Source organism: Tumebacillus amylolyticus (genome assembly GCF_016722965.1).
Taxonomy (GTDB): Bacteria; Bacillota; Bacilli; order Tumebacillales; family Tumebacillaceae; genus Tumebacillus; species Tumebacillus amylolyticus.
In genome coordinates this window covers 1,067,860-1,086,422 of the sequence record NZ_JAEQNB010000001.1, presented here as the reverse complement: position 1 = coordinate 1,086,422, position 18,563 = coordinate 1,067,860, and the positions used below count along the sequence as shown (strand labels likewise).

Below are 18,563 nucleotides of genomic sequence, written 5' to 3'. Positions count from 1 at the left end.
TAGCAAAAAAAGACGCGTTCCCTTCGTGAGGGAATGCGTCTCTTTTTATGAGGCTTCTGCGGTTTTTTTGGATTTGCCTGCGAAGCCGAAGCGGATGACGAGCATGAGGATGACGCTGAGGCTGCTTGCGATGTACATCGGGAGGTACGAACCGGTGTCGGTGCCGTTTGCGATGCCGTGGACGGTGGAGAGCAGGTAGAGAATCGGGCTTGCCATGTGGAGTTTCTTCCATGCTTTCTGTCCGATTTTGGTTCGCAATTCGGTGGTGACCATTGTGAAGAGAAGCAGGTAGCCCGCGATGATGCCAAATGCCATCGGGATCGGTTCCAAATGCGAGGTGAACGGGATGAGCAGTTCGGACCACGAGTAGTTCGAATAGCTGTCAAACGCGAGCAAGATCAGGTGGACCAGCACCAGATACAGCGACCAGCGCGCCATCGAGACGTGGGCGGCAGCGGCGATCGGAGCCGGTTTGCCCTGTTTGGTGCGGATGGATTGGTAGAGACCGACGAGCACGGAGAGGGTCAGCAGCACGTAGCCGCCGATGCCCGCCGACCGAGTTAAGGTCCAAGCGTCAACCCAAGCGGGCAAGCTGACGTGGTAGAACGAAAGTATCGTGTTCACGGGGAGACCTCCTTATTTTACAAATTGCACGTTTCGAGTGTGGTGGACGACGACGCCCTGTTGGTTTCGACGACGCAGGAAGTCTGCGCCTCGTTCGGGGCCGAGAAACAGTACGGTTTTGGCCCAGACGTCTGCTTGGACGGCGGTCGGGGCCGTTACGGTGGCCGTTGCAATCGCAGACGTGGACGGACGGCCGGTTGTGGAATCGAGCAGGTGATGTTGCCAGATACTGCCCTGCTGCCAGCGGCGTTTGACGGTGGAGGAAGTCGCCAGAGCCCCCGATGACATCTGCAAGCTCGCAACGTCCCGGTCAGGTGCGAACGGGTCCTCAACTCCGATGTTCCACGGTTCCTTCGTTTGACCGAAGACGCGCAAGTCACCGCCTGCATTGACGAATCCGGCTCCGAATCGGCGCAGATGTGCGACGGCACGGTCAACGGTCCAACCTTTGGCGATGCCTCCTAAATCGAGTTGGGCGTGAGGTTGGAGGGAGATCGTTTTGTGTTTGGCGTTCAGGTGAAAAGGAAGACCGGGTGCGGTGAGCAGGGCTTCGCTTTTTTTCATGGGTTGCGGTTGGAGCTTTTCAAAGGAAAGATCGTAGCCTGCCGTTTGCAGATGGCGAAGCAGACCGGGGTTGAAGATTCCGTCTGTGTCGTGGTAGGCTTCCTCCGCTGCGATGAGGAGGTCGCAGAGCAACGTCGAGACGGGGAACCAGTTCTCCGCCCGATTGGTTTGCGCCGCCATTTCGTTGAGGCGGGACAACTCGCTGTCGGGACGGAAGCGGGAGCAGGTGTCCTCGACTTGTTCGAAGAGGAACTGCACGTCGGTCATCAGCGCGGTGAATTCAGAATCTTCCATAGAATTTGCGGGGAGGAAGCAGATTTCCACGTTGGTGTTCATGGCGCGAAAGGAAAAATTCTGTTGGGTCATGTCGGTCTGCCTCCTTTTTCTCAAGACCCGTGCGTACGGGTGTTGTTGCCTCCGCCTCGGTTCGGTCGGGTGAAGCCGGACGAGCCTTGGGAGTTGTTGCTTCCAAAGTTTTGACCGGGATCGATGGTCCTGTCATCGCCGCCGATGTAGCCGTCGGTGCCGTTCAAACCGTCGTCGATCGTCGAGCCGTTGGGATCGGGTGTGCTTTGATTTCCGTTGACATTTTCTTTTTCGTTGATCGCAGTTTGATTGTCGTTATGGTTGACGTTCGCCGTCGTGATCTGCCCCGTCAAGACGGAGACGAGGGCGACGCTGCCCAGGCGGATGATCCAAGGGACCCATTGTTTCGGTTTCATGTATTCGTCACTCCTTAGAGGTTTTTGGTTGTGTTGGGGTGTTGACTTCAGTATGGGGGAGAAGAATTTGATTTTTCTTTGTGCCCAACAAAAAAAGACCCCACTTCTTCGCGAAGGGGGTCTCTTTTCACATCTTCGTCACAGACGTCTACCGCTTGTCCCGAATCAACCACTTCTGCTTGATCTTCAAATATCGTTCCATGTCATGAATGAAGTGCAAGAGGGCGGCGCGATTCTCAAACTCATGCCGGTTCTGGGGCAGGTCTGCTTTTTTGAACTCGTCTTGGAGGCGGGCCAAGGAGTCGAGGCGGCCTTGGGTCATCTCCCGCGTACCGGGGGCGATGTGGACCGACATCTCGTCAAGGTAGTCGGCGATCTGACGGCCTTGTTCGTAGGAGCCTTCCAAGGGCGAGAGGGTCAGCATAATCCGCTGGATGATCTCAAACTGGCGACTGCGCATGAGGAAGTACGCATAATAGCCGGTCTCCTCGCGGAGCACGTGGTTTTCAATATCCTCCAACGCCAGCTTCAACGCATCGCGCAAGATGTCCACCGTTTCCGTGATCTCGCGCCCTTCCCAATCGGTCGCACCCTCCCGCAAGAAGCGTGCAATCTGTTGAAAAATGCTCTTGAAGTTTCCCTCGATTTGCTTTTGCAGCCGCACCAGTTCTTTCTCGCGGTTTGGCATGTAGGAATTCATCAACAACGCCGCTCCGATCCCGACGGCGACCAGTTTCAATTCGTTGAGCACCATCGACACGCCGACGTGCTCCGACATGAACATATGCAGGATGATGACACACGCGGTGAGGACGCTGCCTTGCACTTTCAACATCACCGACGTCGGGATGAGGAACAGCAAGATCAGCCCGATGACCCACGGGTGGAACCCGAACAGGTGAAACGCGAGCACCGCAAAGGCGATCCCGATCAAGCACGCAACGAAGCGCTCCCACGCATCGCGAAAGGAACGCTTCACCGTCTCCCGCAAGCAGAGCATCGTCAAGATTCCGGCAAACGAGTAGAACTCCAATCCAAGATAGGAAGCGACATAGATGGACAGTGCGCTGCCCACTGCCGTTTTGATCGTGCGAAACCCGATTTTCATGGGCTTTGAGGTCCTCCTTTTTTCATCCACTCACAGGATGTCCTCAAACAAAGAGGCCAACACTTCCGGAGCACGTTTTTTGAAATGCTCATAGCTGTGCTCCCCGTCCTCCACCACTCGGAATCTTGCCTGTGGGAACTTCTGTTTCAAGATCTCGTAGACAGATCGGTTCGAGCCGAGGAAGATCTGCGCGATCTCCTCCTCGCCCTTGCCTTCCTGCGCTCCACAATCCAAGTAGACGTTTTCCAGAAGCGACAAGTCGGAGTCCCGCACGAAGTCCTCTATGCCTTCTTGGTTGCGGTAAAACGCATTGGAAAACCCGGCGATCCGTTTGAAAATGTGCGGGTACGCACAGGCCGCATACATCGAAATCGAACCGCCTGACGAAATCCCCGCCATCGCCGTCGAGTTTTCAAGAGTCCGATACTTCCGGTCGATCAACGGTTTCAAGTCCTGCACGATGAAGTCGATGTACGCTTCTCCCTTGGCGGGCAACGTACACGCCTCTCCCAAGATGCGCTGACTGAACTCCCCGTGTGCCCACGCATAATAGTCGATAATTCGCTGTTCGCCCGGTACGGAGTCGATGCCGACGACGATCATCTCCACGCCGTGCGTATCAAAATACGCTTCCAAGCCCAGAGACACTCCACCCGTTGCGTCTGCATCGTGAAAGAGGTTTTGCCCGTCATGCGCATAGAGAACCGGATAGCGCCTGTCTCCCGCTTCGTAGCTTTTCGGCAGGTAGACGCGAATCGTTCGTTCTGCCTCATGAGTCGGGATCGGCACAGAAAATTTTTCAACCATCCTTTCCACTCCCCTCGTATTGCCGTCAACTTCATTGTAAACCTGTGGACTACAAGTTGGAAGACTTTGCTTTTTTATCGCAACGCTTGGGCGGTGGAACGAATGAGGCGGGTCAATTGGGTCGCCATGTATTTCGGCGAGTACGGCCTGTCTTGCCCAAGCCACCACGCGATCATCCCCGTGTGTGCCGAGGCGATGTAATGCAGGAAAAAATCGAACGGCACCGCCAACTCCCCTTGCGGTTGCAGCAGGTCTTGGCGTCCCTTGAGCGAGTCGATCATGACTTTTTCCAGATAGAACTGGAAACGCGGGAAGCCTTTCTCGCTGAGCATCACCTGATAGAAGTCGCCGTTCTGCTCGACGTGTTCGAAGAGGGAGATCAGCGTCGGCGAGATGTCGTCCTTCAGCGGAATCGGCTCGGGGGTTTGAAAGCAGGCGCGCAGTTCGTCCAACACTTCCTTGGCCGTTTGGCGGAGCAAGTCTTCCTTGTCTTGGTAGTGCAGGTAAAACGTCGAGCGGTTGAGCGCCGCTCGGTCGGTGATGTCGCGGACGGTGAGGCGTTCGTATCCTTTTTCTTCAATTAAGGTGACCAAAGCTTCGCGCAAGAGTTGGCGAGAGCGTTTGATGCGGGCGTCGAGTTTTTCTTCCAAAGTTCCGTCCTCCTGTCGGGTCTGTCAAAGTGAATACCTACTCTTATATCGCAAAATCAACATGGTGTCTATCTGTTGTTTATTTCGCAGTTGCTCGACAGATTGAGGAAATCTGTTGTTTATTCGACATTTCGCCGGATTCTGTCGGTTGTAATTAGGGACACGAAACTTATAATAAAAATAAAAATGTAATCCATTATCGTTGTAGGAGGAGGAAGACAATTTCATGGAATCGAAACAAGTAGCCCAAACACGCGGTGCCAGTTTCATCCCGCCGCTTGAGGAGTTTAACACCGAAGAGAAGCGGGCGAACCCGTTTCCGATCTTGAAAACGCTGCGCGAGAACACGCCGTTGCGATTCGACGAGACCTACGGAACGTGGGACGCGTTTCTCTACGAAGATTGCGTTCGCATCTTGAAAGACCCGAAGACCTTCTCGTCCAATTTCAACCGCGACAACACCAATACGGAAAACATCATCACCGTTGATCCGCCGCGTCACCAAGATTTTCGCGAGTTGGTGAACGGCGTGTTCACACCGAAAGCGGTTGCCGATGTGGCACCGCGCATCTACGAGATTCTGAATTTTTTGCTCGATGCGGTGCAGGAGCAAGGTCGCATGAACACCGTGTACGACGTCGCGGCTCCGTTGCCGGTGATGGTCATCGCGGAACTGCTCGGGATTCCGACGACAGACCGCCTGTATTTCAAGGAACTGTCCGACACGCTGGTTACGGGAGTGACCGACAGTTCCGAAGAGACCTACAAACGCGTGCAGGCACAGCGTCTCCATGCCCGTGACACGTTGAACGACTACTTCCGCCAGCACTTGCAGATGCGCAAGGAACAGCCGACGGAAGATTTGATCTCGGTGCTCTGGTATGCGAATGCCGAGAAGCAGGTGTTGGATGAAGATCAGATTCTGCGCTTTTTGACCACGTTGCTGGTCGCCGGGCACGAGACGACGACGAACCTCATCACCGCGATGGTTCGCGTGTTGAGCGAGCAACCGCAGTTCCAAGAGCGTCTGCTGGAAGAACCGCATCTCATCCCGGGCTTTGTGGAAGAAACGCTGCGCTTCTACCCCTCCGTCCCGCGTCTCACCCGTCGGGCCACGATGGATGTGGAACTTCGCGGGCAAGTGATTCGCGAGGGCCAGTTGGTCAACGTCTGGATGGCGTCGGCGAACCGTGACGGCGCGAAGTTTGCCCATCCGGATGTGTTCGATCCGACCCGCCATCCGAATGCGCACATCACGTTTGGATTCGGGAACCACTTCTGTCTCGGGGCACCGCTTGCGAGATTGGAAGCGCAGATTGCGTTGGAGACGATTTTGAGACGATTGGGCAACATCGCCCTCGTGGAGGGTACCAAAATCGAGCCGACGCCCTACCCGCTTTTCACAGCGGTCAAAGAATATCCGGTTACTTTCGAAGGGAGATCGATCTAAATGTGCGGAATCACCGGTTGGTTGGATTGGCAACGTGATTTGACGGAGCAAGGAACTTTGGTAGAAGCAATGGCCGACACGCTGAAACGTCGCGGGCCGGATGCAGGCGGCGTCTGGTTGGCACCGCGCGTGGGTTTGGCGCACCGCCGTCTGATCGTCATCGACCCGAACGGCGGGGTTCAGCCGATGGTGCGCAAGTTGGGTGAACGCACGTACGCGATTACATACAACGGCGAGCTGTACAACTTCCGCGAACTGCGCCAGGAGTTGGAGACGCGGGGGCATGTGTTTGAATCGCGTTCGGATACGGAGGTGCTGCTGCGTTCTTACATCGAATGGGGTCCGGCTTGTGTGGAGAAATTCAACGGGATCTTCGCGTTTGCAATTTGGGATGAGAACGAGCAGACGTTGTTCCTCGGACGTGACCACCTCGGGGTGAAGCCGATGTTCTATGCACAGCGCGGGAGTTCGTTCCTGTTCGGGTCGGAGATCAAAGCGCTGTTGGCCAATCCGCTCGTCAAGCCGGAGTTGGATCAAGACGGTTTGACGGAGTTGCTCAGCATGGGAGTTTTCCGCACGCCGGGGCATGGTGTGTATCGCGGCGTGTCTGAACTTTTGCCGGGGCATACGCTCCTCGTCACTCGCAATGGTGTGCGGGTCACCCAATATTGGAAGTTGGAAAGCCGGGAGCATACGGCGGATTACGCGACGACTGTCCAGCAAGTACGAGAACTGTTGGAGGATGCTGTCACCCGCCAACTCGTGTCCGATGTTCCGATCTCCACGATGCTTTCGGGCGGTCTCGATTCCAGCGGTGTCTCGGCGATTGCAGCTCGTGCGTTCCGTGAAGAGGGTCGTCAGCTCGACACCTACTCCCTGCAATTCGTGGACGAAGACCGCGACTTCAAAGCCAACCCCCTGCACCGCGACCTCGACGCCCCGTGGGCGAAAAAAGTGGCGGACTCGTCCGAGACGAACCACCACATCATCTTGCTCGACTCGCCGGAGTTGCTTCAAGACATCTACGAGCCGATGCGCGCCCGCGACTTGCCGGCGACGGGAGATATCGAGACTTCGCTGTACACCCTGTTCAAACGAATGAAGCCGGACGTCACCGTCGCTCTATCCGGTGAATCGGCGGACGAAGTGTTCGGCGGGTATCCGTGGTACTACGTGCAGGAGATGCGCAATGTGAATACGTTCCCGTGGATGGCGCTCGGTGGGGGCAACATCTATGATTCGATGCGTGGCGATGTGCTGGCACGGATGAATTTGGCGGAGTACAAAGCGGAGCGTTACCAACAGGCGCTCAGCGAAGTCCCGCGTCTGGCGGGCGAATCGGCAGAAGATGCGCGGACTCGGGAGATTTTTTACCTGAACATCACCCGCTTCCTCTCCTACATGCTCGACCGCAAAGACCGCATGAGTATGGCGGCGTCTCTGGAAGTGCGCGTGCCGTTCTGCGACTACCGACTGGTGGAGTACATGTGGAACGTGCCGTGGGAGATGAAGTTCCACGGCGGCGTGGAAAAAGGCTTGCTGCGCGATGCGTTCTCGCATGTGTTGCCGGAGGATGTCGTCCGCAGACGCAAGACTGCGTATCCTGTGACGCACAACCCGAATTACATCAACGGTGTGCGGGCGAAAGTGCGTGAAATCGTGGAGGACAGCTCGTCGCCGATCTTCGACTTGTACGACCGCGAGCAAGTCCGCAAGATGGCGTACTACGACGGGCCGGTGGGTTCGGGCTTCATGTCGGAGAAGAATTACTACGACCACATCATTCAAGTGGACGCTTGGATGCGGGAGTACAAGATTTCGCTGGTATAGGATTGGAAAAAGAGACAGTGGGACGCTTCGGCGGCCACTGTCTTTTTTAGTTGCGCTTGCGGTACTATTGAGATAGCGCAGAGGAGGAGTCATACGTGGAAGGTATGTTGGAGAAAGTTGGCGAGCAGTATGTGGTGCGGTTTGAACGGAAATTGAAGCACCCGGTGGAGCTAGTCTGGGCGGTGCTTACCGACCCGGAGAAGTTGGTGCAATGGTTGGCAAAGGCAGACGTTGAGCTGGTTGCCGGTGGGAAGTACGAGCTGCGGTTTCAGAACACAGACTCTGTGATGCTCGGCGTTGTACAACACGCAGAAGCCCCGAACTTGCTGGTGTACACGTGGTGTAACGAAGGCGACGAAAAAGCCACCGTGGTCCGCTGGGAGTTGGAAGCGACGGAGGACGGCACCCTGCTGGTCTTGACGCACACCTTCGATAAACCCGATGCACTCGCCTCGTTCATGGCAGGGTGGCATGTGCATCTGGACATCCTGTCTTCGATCCTCAACGACATCCCAATGGAATGGCCATGGCAACGTTGGGAAGAGTGGAACAAGCACTATCAGCACACTCTTTAGTTTCTATAACCATCAAAAAAAGCACCGGAGTCAATGATACCCGGTGCTTTTTTTGAATTTGATATATTATCTACGGTCAGCAAAATATATTTCTCCATGTCCTTGACTTGGTGACTCAGCACTATGCACTGTCGTAACGCTATTTCTAATTATCATTTCTACTGAAGACGCAGAGTTTTCAGGGTACTTCTCTATTAGTACCGCGGCCACTCCCGAAACGATTGCTGCTGAGTAAGAGGATCCAGAATCGGTGGTCAAACCGTCACGTTTCCGGAAATCCAGAGATGTCACATCGACCCCCATCGCGACAAGATCTGGTTTATTGGGTTGCAAATCGGAGGACCCCCGACTTGAAGTAACAGATATTGTATCATCCTCATGTTCCATCGTCCGCTGTGCATTCACGGAACCGACAGTTATTACGTCTTGACTGAGCGCAGGATATAAGATCGTATTCTCTTTTGGCCCATCATTTCCTGCTGAACAAATAATAACTGTCCCCATATCCCTGAGTATTTTTAAGTCCTTATAAATAGGGTCTTCGTCTACATTTAAGTTGAAATAACTGGAATCCATTCCTATGGAAATATTCACAACTCTTATGTTCTGTTTTTCTTTGTTGTCGATGATCCATTCTATCCCCTTTTGTAAGGTTTTCGCATCTGTTTTTCCATTTTCGTCTAGAACTTTAGCCACAACAAGTTTGCTATTCTCAGCCAAACCCTTTAGCTTTCCATTGGCTCCGATGATCCCAGCAATAAATGTACCGTGCCCATAATCATCATACGGAGCTTCCTGACCTTTTACAAAATCCTTAAATAATACGACTTTGTCTCTAGGAATGTCATTATGAAACTCAATTCCAGAGTCAAGAATGGCTACTGTTACACCTTTCCCTGTAAATTCCTTGTACTCGTTCTGATCGAGACCAAGGTATCTTCTGATTTCCATGTTCTGAGCAGTCATTTCTTTCCCATCCTTGGAAAATGCAAAGACTGTCCATGCACTAGTTCCCACGATCAGCACAAACACGAGTGCGGTACCTAATATTGTTAGGAATGATAGTTTCGTCTTCACCATTCCCCATCCCCTCCTTTTAATAGGAAGACAGCAAACACTCATAATAGAGCTGCATCAGATTTGGCCATGTTGTTGCGTTACTGTTTGAATCAGTAGAATCACTTGACGGGAAAATAGATTTCAAGTATTCCCTTACTTCCTGCCGTTGCACATCATTGAATTGATTTCGACTCTTAAGAACTTGCACTGCCTCGCACGTGGAGACGATATCGGGCAAATCAGCAGCAACTTTTGATTTGTAGGCCCCCTCAATTTTCAATTTATTCAACGTTTCCATTACCTTCGAAATTATCTCCTTTGAATGTTGGTTCTCATACCCAACACAATTGATCAGATTATATACTTTGTTCACCTTCATCGTGTTGTAGATTTGCTGATCATTGTCTAGACTTTCTATTAACTCGACAGTCTTTTTATTTAGATCCGTCGGTATTTTCTCATGCAGCAAGGACAAAATCTTGAAACCCGTATCGAAAGTATTCAAACTTTCACCGTATTTCGTAGGATCCACAACATCATAGTCTTGCAAATAACGAACTACTGCCTGAGAGATTATACTGGTATCTTTCAGCTCCATCCCCATGGCTTGGTAACTTAATACCAGACAATAGATGTTATCCAGTTTGTTATATCCACTGATTGAACTGTTCTCTTCTACCTGAGTCTGGTAGGTATTTTCAAGAAAATGAGTCATTGCTTTTTCGTCAAATGCATAGCCAAACTTTTTAGCTAATGCAATTCCGTAATAATTTTCTCGCATATTCTCAGATACGACTCCATTTTTGTTATAGCCAGTAGAGGACATATCTTTTACATAGGCTTTAACTTGATCGAGAAAAGGAAATGGGTAATCGAATTTTTTGTAAACAGCCATCGCCTTAGAAACAATTAATGGTTCAACAATAAACTCTTTGCCATCTTTGTCATAACTACTATTTCGCAAGGAGTCATCCAGCATTGCTTTTGGAACTTGATAAGACGTACCGAAAAACTCGTTGACTGTGATCATTTCGTGTACATAAAGAATAGCGGACATGTCACTTGGGTGTATGTATCCTGTAGGATTCTGGTTGAGCTCCGTGAGCCAATTACTTCGATCTACGAGCTGACCTTTAAAATCGCTTGCAGTATATCCAAGTTCTTTCAAAATCGAAATCAGTACTGCCCCCTTCCCCATGGACTCGATCGGTTTATGCTCAGGAAAATTCTCATCATTGTTATAGAGCTGTAGGCATTTATCTACAATTTCTTGCTTTTTATCAAGGGGTATACCCATCGTTTTTAAGGTTGAAATAACTTCAAGAGTTGTGCTCAACTTTCCTGTAACATCTTCGTCTTTGCTGGAAAAATAGAATAGATGATCCACGTCATCATAATGACCCATCAGTTCATCTACATACTTTCCCTTGTCACTATCACCGAGTTCTAAGCGATTAGCAATACCAGCTTGGTAATTATTCCGCATCACTTCCGGAATGCTTTCCGTTTTCTTTGAAATATTCAAGTCTTGAGTAAACTTCTCCAATTCACTGACAGGTAATGGTTGTCCAAGCTGGTCCATAATATCCAACGTCCAATATAAAGTATACAAATTAACAGAAGAGTCAGAAAGTCCAATGTTGCTGAACTGAATCGGGATTTGGTTCTCATAGTAGGACATACCCACTAGTTTTTTTACAAGTTCTCGGTTGACAATCGTAGATTCTATAGAAGTCGAGGTCAAATTAACATCCACGTCACTCATCTCTGCATAAGCCGGGAAAAGAGAATCCTTAAGGGCAAATCCAGTCCCTAGCATAGCTATGAATGCCACAGATGCAGCAACGGTTATTCCCTTTTTTCTGTACATCGTCATACACCCCTATCAAAATAAACTAACATACTGCTGCAAGATGAAGCAGCAGTATGTTAGTTTTGTTAAAAAGATTTTCAATCAAAAAATATCTTTCTACCAGATGCTGGTCGATGCGTATGCATTTGCAGAAATATGGTTGCCGCCTACCGTTGCGATCGAGCTCGCACTGTGTTCATAGTTCGTGATATTCGGAGCGGATACAACGAAATCACCATACGATTTGTTGTAGTAGTTGTAGGTACCTTTATCCGGCCATTTAATGCTGATGGATGCAACAGTCGGGGTCTTTGTCGAGCTAAACGTTACTGTTCCGCTGCCACTCGGGCCGGTCAAACTACCACCACCGGTCACAGCAACGCTGGACGTACTTGCTACACTATCATAGGTAATATTCAGGGTATCCGTAATCGACGAGAGAGTATCCCAATAGGTGTAGCTACCACCACTCTTGAAATATTGAACCGTACCGTAACCATTTGCGGTCAACTTTTCCGGAGAGCCGAAATCTGTGTCAGTAACCGTATCTGTAAAGTGGGTTTCAATATACCCTTTGCTCGTGTCAGTCGGGGTGTAGAGACCGGTATTCTGCCACTTCTCAACCGTTTGGGACTGTGCGGTCAGGCTATTTGCCTTTTTGAAGAAGCGATCACGGTCAGCATCGGTCTTCACATTTTTGGAATAGGTGTAAGCGAAGAGACCATTTCCGTTGTCAGCGATCAATTCAAAGTCCGGATCGTTTTTGATTTTGTTGTACAGGGCCGTACGTGCATCGCTTTGTTTCTTCGTTTCTTTAACGAATGCTTGTACATTCGGGCTCAAAAATTCTTGTGCAGTGAAACCGAAACCTTGCTTGGTAGCAAAGGATTGTTCATCTGCTGTAAGGTTCGATGCTATTGTGTTTCCATTGCCAATACCAGTTGCAAACGACGCAGTGGTAGTCCCCATCATGGTGGCGATCAGAGCAAGAGTCATGACTTTCTTTTTCATTTCCATATTCCTCCGTTTTGTAAAAAATATCCAACATTGGTTGGTATTCCAAATATTATCAATCGACTGGAAAACTGTCAACTATATTTTGGGAAATAGCTTAATTCACTGAATACGCTTTGCGTAAAAAACATACAAGGAATTAAAGTCATACTGTGTGTCATCGACTTTTTCGTTGTTCTTCTCTTCAACACAAAATATGTTATTTATTTATCTTACAAAATATGGTACACTGATGTTCACTAGTTTCCCTAGGGGGTGCTCTTTTGAAAAGGAAGTACTTATTTCTTCCTATGATGGCCTTGCTTGTTCTTCTTGTTGTTGTCTCATTCAGACTCACTGACCACCGTAGCGAAGCAACAGAAGAACAGAGCACGAGTTATGTTCTAACGCAGCCTATTGAAGCAATGATGATGGACGGAAGCACAGTACGTGTTGAAAAAGCTACCTTGGATAGCAATGGTCTTACCGTTTTCATGGATGGTTCCGGTAAAGCTCTTTCTCGTAAAGATTTTTCCATTGCTGACCTACAGGGAAAAACATATTCTTTCGATACTGAAATGGTTTCGAATACCAATGGTCATGCATGGGAAGGAAGCTTCAGTTCGTGGAGAGAGAAAATGCCACTTGGATCATTTGTAGAAATTTCTGTAGGGAATCAGAAAATTAAGCTTCAATTGGAGAAGTCCTCGTCCGGCTCGATCAATAGTTAACACAACCCAAAAAGGGTACAAAGACTAATCTTAATTAGTCTTTGTACCCTTTTTGGGATATATTAGCACACTATTCCCGAAACGGCCCCATGAACATCTTCGGGATGCTCGTTTCGAAGCGCATCAGTTTCTCCGTTCTCGGATGCACGAATGCCAGAACTCGGGCGTGCAGACCAAGTCGCGCAATCGACTTGCCCTTCGCGCCGTACTTCTTGTCGTTCACGATCGGGTGGCCGATGTCTTGCATATGGACCCGGATTTGGTTCTTGCGGCCCGTTTCCAAGTTCACCTCAAGCAACGAGTAGTTCTTGTTGGCTTTCAACAGCTTGTAATGCGTCACCGCGTGCTGCCCGCCGTTCGGGGTCGGGCTGGAATAGACCATGAGGGTCTTGGTTTCTTTCAGCCAGGAGGAAATCGTGCCTTCCTTGCGTTTCACTTGGCCTTCGACCAAGGCGATGTACGTCCGCTCTTGGACGCTCTCGTTCCAGGTGTCTTGCAGTTTTTCTTTCATCTCTTGGCTTTTCGCGAACATCATGACACCGGATGTATCACGGTCCAGACGGTGGACGACGAAGATTCGATTCTGCGGGTTGTCTCGTCGCACGTGGTCCATCAACTGGCGGTAGGCGGTCAACTGCTCCGTTTCTTTCTCCGTTGCAATCGAGAGCAGGCCGGACGCTTTCTCGATCACGATCACATCGTCGTCTTCGTACATGATGGTAACCCCGTTCATCTTCGGAGCTTCGGTGACGGGTGCTTTTTTCTCCCCGATGGAAACGGTTTGCCCCGGTTTGAGCGGGTAGTTGTAGGCGGTGACAGACTCTTCACCTACGAAAACTTGCCCGCGTGCCAGAATGGATTTGACCGAGTTCCGGCTGAGGTTGGTGATGTGTTTCAGCAAAAATGCCAGCAGTTCCGCCGGCTCTTGCACCGTGAACTGCTTGCTCGGCGCAGAATTCCCGCCGTTTTTAGGTAAGGGTTTGCCACCCTGTTTGTAAGCCTTAGTAGAAGTCTGACCTTTAGCCATGCTGTGCTCCCTCTGCCCTGTCACTTGACCCATTCCTCGACAGGGAACCTTTTTTCATTGATTTGGTACTTATCATGAACGGCCTTCGCCAGATCAATACCTTGTTGGTTGCAGAAGCTGAGCAGGTAGATCGCGATGTCCGCCACTTCCAGACGCACTTGCTCCCGCTTCTCCTCCGTCAACTTCTCCGCTGCGTAGTCGTCGTTCTCCAACCACTGGAAATGCTCCATCAACTCCGCCGCTTCAATCGCGATGCTCATCGCCAAGTTCTTCGACCGATGTCCGCCGCCCCAATTGCGGGATTCTGTGAACTCCTTCACCTGTTGCTTCAACTCCGCGACTGTCACTACTGCATCTCCACGCACGTCACTCACTGCACTCGCTCTCCCATCTGCTCCAACATGATCTTGGCTTGTCGGATGTTGTACTCCTTGTCCTCTCGCCGCAGCAAGTCCCAAACCGGCCCGACCCAACGGCGGTCGTCCATCTTGGCGAGCGCTTTTAACGCGTACTGTCGCACTTGCGGGTTGCTGTCTTCCAATCTCGGGAGCAAGTACGGAACAGACTCCGCTCGCCCGATCTTGCCAATCGCCGAACACGCCATCCGACGCGTCGTCACAGACGGCGAATTCAGCATCTCGTACAGGCGCGGCAACTCGTCCGCTTTGCCCTGCTGCCCGACGCGGTACGCTTCCTCCCCCGCCGTCATCGCCAGACGAAGCGGTTCGCCGATGCGCGGGTCGAGTTTCTCCTCCGGGAACAAGTCTCCCAGAACCCGCCCCCAATTCAAAGCTCCAAGCGTCACTTCCACGAGACTCGGGTTCTTCGCCATCTCCGGGTTGCAGATGTCACAGCACACCCGAGGACGCTCTGTCAGCGCTTGTCCGAAGTACCCAAGCACCCCTTCTCGTCGGCAGAGCGGCGAGTGCAACAACTCCATCACGCGGTTCAATTTGCCGAACCTGCGCAACTTCAACCGTTCAATCGCCGTCAACACGTCGCTTTTTCGCGATCTCATCCGCTCGATGTCCAGCCGGAAGATCACACCGTCGCCCGTAAAGTCCAAGACCTCCATCGCGCCGATGTTCTCCCACTGATGCACGAGCAGGGACAGACGGTCGTCGTCCAGCCCCGGCCAGCGCGTCATCTCGCGCCACGACCCGCGAAACACGCCGCCCTCCGAACTGTGCAGCCTCATCAACTCGAACGCCGTGTCATACTCCTGCTCCGTCGGAAACTCTCGCTTCAAAAAATAATGGTGAATCGCCCGATCCTGCTCGTTGTAGATCGTCATGCACACAGACGGCAATCCATCCCGCCCGGCACGACCCGCCTCTTGGTAATAGCCCTCGACACTCGCCGGTACATGCAGATGCACGACGTAGCGAATGTCCGGCTTGTCAATTCCCATGCCAAACGCATTGGTCGCCACGACGATCCGCACACGGCCCGCCATGAACTCGTCTTGCACCATCCGCCGCTCCTCCGGCCGCAACCCCGCATGATAAAAAGCGATGGTTTCGTTTGGCATCGCCATACGCAAATACCGCGCCACTTCCTCACACTCGTTGCGCGACGGAGCATAGACGATCCCCACGCCCTCTTGCTTTTGCAGGAAGGAAAAAGCGGCCCGGTACTTCGCTTCCTTGGTCTCTTCGCGGCGAAACACCAACGCCAAGTTCGGACGGTCAAACCCCGTGACGAACTTGCGACAGTTGACGATGCGCAGTTGAATGAGGATGTCCTCCTGCACTTCCGGCGTCGCCGTCGCCGTCAACGCGAGCACGGGAACATGCCCGAGCTTCTCCCGCACCGACCCGATTTGCAAGTAGTCCGTGCGGAAGTCATGCCCCCACTCGGAGATGCAGTGCGCTTCGTCCACCACGAGCATCGAGACGGGAATGTCCTGCAAAAGTTGCAAAAACTCCTGACTCCGCAACCGCTCCGGCGCGATGTAGACCAGTTTGAAAGCGCCGTGGCGGATGCCTGCCAGGCGGTTTTTCAACTCCTGCGGGGAGAGGAGGGAATTCAGATACGTCGCTTCGTCGATTCCGCGACGGGACAGCGCTTCAACTTGGTCGTGCATCAGCGCCACCAACGGCGAGATCACGAGCGTCACACCGGGCATCAGCAACGCGGGCAACTGGTAACAGAGCGACTTCCCCGCTCCGGTCGTCATGATCCCCAGCACATGCTCGCCCTCAAGCAACGATTGGATGATCTGCTCCTGCCCCCCGCGAAAACTCTCAAATCCAAAATACCGCTTCAGCGGCTCCCGCAGATCAAGCATCTTCGCTCTCCTCCTCTCCGGCTGACATCTCCCATTTCAAGCGTGCTTGTACCAACGCCACCGCCAACTCGCGGCCTTCGTCGTCGGGGAACGGCGACTCCACGCCCCATTTGTGAAACCATTGACGCAGCTCCAACTCCATAGCGGGCGACACATAGCGGCGCAAATCGAAGTCCGGATCGAAACCGGCCTGCCCCACCAGCGCTTCCACATCCTCGGGCTCGCTCTCCTTAACAGGGTTTTGTGCCTCCAACTCCACCGACAGAGCCAATACATACGCCAGCAAGGGAGTTCGTTCATTTAAAAGGGTCCGCATCCGCGCATAGCCCTCCTGCTCCCACGAGAGCACCTGCCCGTTCTCCACGCCAAGACTCAAAGCCAAGCGCTCGTGCGTATACCCAAGTCCCTGCGAAGCCGGCAACCCGCAGAGAACACTCATCGCAAGCTGCGGCTCGATCCGACTGAGCACATACCCAAGCTCATCCCGCACCCCTCGCGAAAAAGCACGCACTTCGTCCATGCGCTCACCCGCCGTCTGCCACAGCTCATGCCCTGCGAATTGCTCCAACCACCGCGCGACCTCGTCAAACCACGGGCCTTGCAGTTCGCTGTGAAACCGCCGCTCCTCCGGAGAGCGCCATTCCCGCTCCACCGCTTCCTGTAAAAACTGCACCACACCTTGCACCGAACGCGCAAACACATCCATCCGTTCATCACCTCATGACTTGAAGATACCTCAGTTGAGCAAAAGAGAAAAGCCCCTCTGCGAAACAGGGGCTTTTTTTCAGCGTGTGGCGATGGTGATCGAGGAGTCTACACGCCATCTGGTCCAAGGCAGGTAGTGAATTTCAAAGCGATAGTCGTAGGGGTTTATCGGAAGTTCGCGTTCATCATACGTAAACTGGTGACCTTCAACCGTCACGTACACATTCGATCTCTTCCCATGCTCCACCTTGGACGGGATGCCCGATGCCACCTCATAGTCATGGTTCCGGTAGGCAGGTACATCGAGCAGAAACAACACGAGGAAAAACCCTGCAACCAAGGAGACCAAATAAAAAACCCTTCCCTTTCGCCCATCAGGTCTCTCCACCCACATGATCCGAAAACAGATGAAACTCCCCACCATAATCGCCGTCACCATGACAATCGCCAAGTAAAAAAAGTCCTGTACCGCCGAGAAGATCAGTCCGCCCACCCCGACAAGCACGAGCAAAGCGGCGATCCCAAAATTCCGTCGGGCGTCTCCATGAAGTACGATTACTCTCACAGGTTCTCACCTCATGGATAGTCTTTCCTATTTGTATTTTTTACAATCTTGTAATGAAAATCAGGATGACAACAAGATAAAAGTTTGATAAATTCTATGTGCACCATGTTTATTTCGAACTTGCAAATAAAAATAGGGAGGCAACACCCAAATGAAAAAAGCATTTGCCCTCATCGCAGCCCTGACTGCTGTCACCGCAGTCGGAGCCACCGTCAATCAGCCGCAGACCGCGACTGCAGCAGGCACCGTGCCGCGCCCGGATCATGTCATCGTCGTTATGGAGGAGAACCATTCCTACAGCGAAGTGATCGGGAACACCACCGAAGCGCCGTACATCAACTCGCTGAAAACACTTGGGGCTTCGTTCTCGGACTCGCACGGCGTTGAGCATCCGTCTCAACCGAACTACTTCGACCTGTTCTCCGGCACGAACCACAGCGTCACCTCTGATACCTGCCCGCACACGTTCACGACGCCAAGCCTTGCATCACAACTGATTGGGGCCGGACTTACGTTTGGCGGTTACTCCGAAGACCTGCCGTACACCGGATTTACGGGCTGCTCGAACTTGAAATACTACCGCAAACACGCTCCGTGGGTGAACTTCTCGAACTTGCCGACTTCGATCAACATGCCGTTCACCTCGTTCCCAACCGACTTCACCAAACTGCCGACGATCTCGTTCGTCATCCCGAACCAAGACCACGACATGCATGACGGCACGATCAACCAAGCGGATACGTGGTTGAAAACCAACCTCGACTCCTATGTACAATGGGCGAAAACGCACAACTCCCTGCTGATCGTCCAATGGGACGAGGACGACTTCGGCACTTCGAACCAAATTCCGACCCTCTTCGTCGGCCCGATGGTCAAAGCGGGCAGCTACAGCGAGAACATCAACCATTTCAACGTCCTGAGAACGCTGGAAGACATGTACGCCCTCCCGACGGTGTCTAAATCGACCACCGCAACGCCGATCACCGACGTCTGGAACTAATCCTAGTCTTG

General features: G+C 52.1%; 19 protein-coding genes. 5 read left to right on the top strand and 14 right to left on the bottom strand.

The genetic code is table 11. From position 1 onward, the window contains the following. Nucleotides 1–45: 45 nt before the first annotated feature. From JJB07_RS04955 to JJB07_RS04930, 6 genes are all read right to left on the bottom strand, one after another. Nucleotides 46–624, bottom strand: a complete 579-nt coding sequence (locus tag JJB07_RS04955) for a ferric reductase-like transmembrane domain-containing protein (RefSeq protein ID WP_201631669.1) — start codon at nt 622–624, stop codon at nt 46–48. Nucleotides 625–636: 12 nt separating this feature from the next. After that, complete coding sequence (locus JJB07_RS04950; RefSeq protein ID WP_201631667.1) at nt 637–1,554, bottom strand: FAD:protein FMN transferase; 918 nt, start codon at nt 1,552–1,554, stop codon at nt 637–639. Between the two features lie 20 nt (nt 1,555–1,574). After that, the gene (locus JJB07_RS04945; RefSeq protein ID WP_201631664.1) at nt 1,575–1,910 is read right to left on the bottom strand and encodes a hypothetical protein; all 336 of its coding nucleotides are present in this window, start codon (nt 1,908–1,910) and stop codon (nt 1,575–1,577) included. Between the two features lie 148 nt (nt 1,911–2,058). Continuing rightward, nucleotides 2,059–3,018 (bottom strand): aromatic acid exporter family protein, encoded by a 960-nt coding sequence (locus tag JJB07_RS04940; RefSeq protein WP_201631661.1) that lies wholly within the window; start codon nt 3,016–3,018, stop codon nt 2,059–2,061. Nucleotides 3,019–3,048: 30 nt separating this feature from the next. Beyond that, the gene (locus JJB07_RS04935) at nt 3,049–3,825 is read right to left on the bottom strand and encodes an alpha/beta hydrolase (protein WP_201631658.1); all 777 of its coding nucleotides are present in this window, start codon (nt 3,823–3,825) and stop codon (nt 3,049–3,051) included. 74 nt (nt 3,826–3,899) lie between these two features. Further along, the gene (locus JJB07_RS04930; protein WP_201631655.1) at nt 3,900–4,475 is read right to left on the bottom strand and encodes a TetR/AcrR family transcriptional regulator; all 576 of its coding nucleotides are present in this window, start codon (nt 4,473–4,475) and stop codon (nt 3,900–3,902) included. Between the two features lie 226 nt (nt 4,476–4,701). Here JJB07_RS04930 and JJB07_RS04925 point away from each other — a divergent pair, with 226 nt between their 5' ends. The 3 genes from JJB07_RS04925 to JJB07_RS04915 all read left to right on the top strand — a co-directional run bounded on the left by JJB07_RS04925 (nt 4,702) and on the right by JJB07_RS04915 (nt 8,330). Next, nucleotides 4,702–5,925 carry a cytochrome P450 gene (locus JJB07_RS04925; protein ID WP_201631653.1) on the top strand — a complete coding sequence of 408 codons (1,224 nt, stop codon included), beginning with the start codon at nt 4,702–4,704 and terminating at the stop codon, nt 5,923–5,925. Beyond that, the gene (gene asnB, locus JJB07_RS04920) at nt 5,926–7,755 is read left to right on the top strand and encodes an asparagine synthase (glutamine-hydrolyzing) (protein ID WP_201631650.1); all 1,830 of its coding nucleotides are present in this window, start codon (nt 5,926–5,928) and stop codon (nt 7,753–7,755) included. A 104-nt stretch (nt 7,756–7,859) separates the two neighbouring features. Then, the gene (locus tag JJB07_RS04915) at nt 7,860–8,330 is read left to right on the top strand and encodes an SRPBCC family protein (protein ID WP_236587778.1); all 471 of its coding nucleotides are present in this window, start codon (nt 7,860–7,862) and stop codon (nt 8,328–8,330) included. 66 nt (nt 8,331–8,396) lie between these two features. On the opposite strand, the gene JJB07_RS04910 is transcribed toward JJB07_RS04915, so the two are convergent. From JJB07_RS04910 to JJB07_RS04900, 3 genes are all read right to left on the bottom strand, one after another. Then, nucleotides 8,397–9,410: a S8 family serine peptidase gene (locus tag JJB07_RS04910; protein WP_201631644.1), complete on the bottom strand. Its 1,014-nt coding sequence runs from the start codon at nt 9,408–9,410 to the stop codon at nt 8,397–8,399. Nucleotides 9,411–9,426: 16 nt separating this feature from the next. Then, nucleotides 9,427–11,259, bottom strand: a complete 1,833-nt coding sequence (locus JJB07_RS04905) for a hypothetical protein (protein WP_201631642.1) — start codon at nt 11,257–11,259, stop codon at nt 9,427–9,429. 99 nt (nt 11,260–11,358) lie between these two features. Next, nucleotides 11,359–12,252, bottom strand: coding sequence for a hypothetical protein (locus tag JJB07_RS04900; protein WP_201631639.1), 894 nt, complete (start codon nt 12,250–12,252; stop codon nt 11,359–11,361). Nucleotides 12,253–12,518: 266 nt separating this feature from the next. On the opposite strand from JJB07_RS04900, the gene JJB07_RS04895 reads away from it, so the two are divergent. Next, nucleotides 12,519–12,965 carry a hypothetical protein gene (locus JJB07_RS04895; protein ID WP_201631637.1) on the top strand — a complete coding sequence of 149 codons (447 nt, stop codon included), beginning with the start codon at nt 12,519–12,521 and terminating at the stop codon, nt 12,963–12,965. Between the two features lie 70 nt (nt 12,966–13,035). Here the strand turns inward: JJB07_RS04895 and JJB07_RS04890 are convergent, their stop codons facing one another. From JJB07_RS04890 to JJB07_RS04870, 5 genes are all read right to left on the bottom strand, one after another. Continuing rightward, on the bottom strand, nt 13,036–13,992 hold the full coding sequence (locus tag JJB07_RS04890) for an RluA family pseudouridine synthase (protein WP_236587613.1): 957 nt from the start codon (nt 13,990–13,992) through the stop codon (nt 13,036–13,038). A gap of 20 nt (nt 13,993–14,012) precedes the next feature. Continuing rightward, entirely contained in the window at nt 14,013–14,366 is a 354-nt protein-coding gene (locus tag JJB07_RS23925; RefSeq protein ID WP_201631633.1) for a MazG-like family protein, read from the bottom strand. Then, nucleotides 14,363–16,282, bottom strand: coding sequence for a RecQ family ATP-dependent DNA helicase (locus JJB07_RS04880; protein ID WP_201631631.1), 1,920 nt, complete (start codon nt 16,280–16,282; stop codon nt 14,363–14,365). Before JJB07_RS04880 ends, JJB07_RS23925 begins: the two co-directional genes overlap by 4 nt. Beyond that, nucleotides 16,275–16,988 carry a hypothetical protein gene (locus JJB07_RS04875; RefSeq protein WP_201631629.1) on the bottom strand — a complete coding sequence of 238 codons (714 nt, stop codon included), beginning with the start codon at nt 16,986–16,988 and terminating at the stop codon, nt 16,275–16,277. Before JJB07_RS04875 ends, JJB07_RS04880 begins: the two co-directional genes overlap by 8 nt. Before the next feature lie 78 nt (nt 16,989–17,066). Beyond that, nucleotides 17,067–17,552 carry a hypothetical protein gene (locus tag JJB07_RS04870; protein WP_201631628.1) on the bottom strand — a complete coding sequence of 162 codons (486 nt, stop codon included), beginning with the start codon at nt 17,550–17,552 and terminating at the stop codon, nt 17,067–17,069. 151 nt (nt 17,553–17,703) lie between these two features. Here JJB07_RS04870 and JJB07_RS04865 point away from each other — a divergent pair, with 151 nt between their 5' ends. Next, nucleotides 17,704–18,552 carry an alkaline phosphatase family protein gene (locus JJB07_RS04865; protein ID WP_201631625.1) on the top strand — a complete coding sequence of 283 codons (849 nt, stop codon included), beginning with the start codon at nt 17,704–17,706 and terminating at the stop codon, nt 18,550–18,552. The last annotated feature ends 11 nt before the right edge of the window (nt 18,553–18,563 follow it).

Excerpts from the sequence above, each read along its gene's own strand:
- JJB07_RS04910 (WP_201631644.1), bottom strand. The coding sequence starts at position 9,410 with ATGGTGAAGACGAAACTATCATTCCTAACAATATTAGGTACCGCACTC.
- JJB07_RS04935 (WP_201631658.1), bottom strand. The coding sequence starts at position 3,825 with ATGGTTGAAAAATTTTCTGTGCCGATCCCGACTCATGAGGCAGAACGA.
- JJB07_RS04945 (WP_201631664.1), bottom strand. The coding sequence starts at position 1,910 with ATGAAACCGAAACAATGGGTCCCTTGGATCATCCGCCTGGGCAGCGTC.
- JJB07_RS04865 (WP_201631625.1), top strand. The coding sequence starts at position 17,704 with ATGAAAAAAGCATTTGCCCTCATCGCAGCCCTGACTGCTGTCACCGCA.
- asnB (WP_201631650.1), top strand. The coding sequence starts at position 5,926 with ATGTGCGGAATCACCGGTTGGTTGGATTGGCAACGTGATTTGACGGAG.
- JJB07_RS04900 (WP_201631639.1), bottom strand. The coding sequence starts at position 12,252 with ATGAAAAAGAAAGTCATGACTCTTGCTCTGATCGCCACCATGATGGGG.
- JJB07_RS04940 (WP_201631661.1), bottom strand. The coding sequence starts at position 3,018 with ATGAAAATCGGGTTTCGCACGATCAAAACGGCAGTGGGCAGCGCACTG.
- JJB07_RS04925 (WP_201631653.1), top strand. The coding sequence starts at position 4,702 with ATGGAATCGAAACAAGTAGCCCAAACACGCGGTGCCAGTTTCATCCCG.
- JJB07_RS04890 (WP_236587613.1), bottom strand. The coding sequence starts at position 13,992 with ATGGCTAAAGGTCAGACTTCTACTAAGGCTTACAAACAGGGTGGCAAA.
- JJB07_RS04875 (WP_201631629.1), bottom strand. The coding sequence starts at position 16,988 with ATGGATGTGTTTGCGCGTTCGGTGCAAGGTGTGGTGCAGTTTTTACAG.
- JJB07_RS04880 (WP_201631631.1), bottom strand. The coding sequence starts at position 16,282 with ATGCTTGATCTGCGGGAGCCGCTGAAGCGGTATTTTGGATTTGAGAGT.
- JJB07_RS04905 (WP_201631642.1), bottom strand. The coding sequence starts at position 11,259 with ATGTACAGAAAAAAGGGAATAACCGTTGCTGCATCTGTGGCATTCATA.
- JJB07_RS04915 (WP_236587778.1), top strand. The coding sequence starts at position 7,860 with ATGTTGGAGAAAGTTGGCGAGCAGTATGTGGTGCGGTTTGAACGGAAA.
- JJB07_RS04950 (WP_201631667.1), bottom strand. The coding sequence starts at position 1,554 with ATGACCCAACAGAATTTTTCCTTTCGCGCCATGAACACCAACGTGGAA.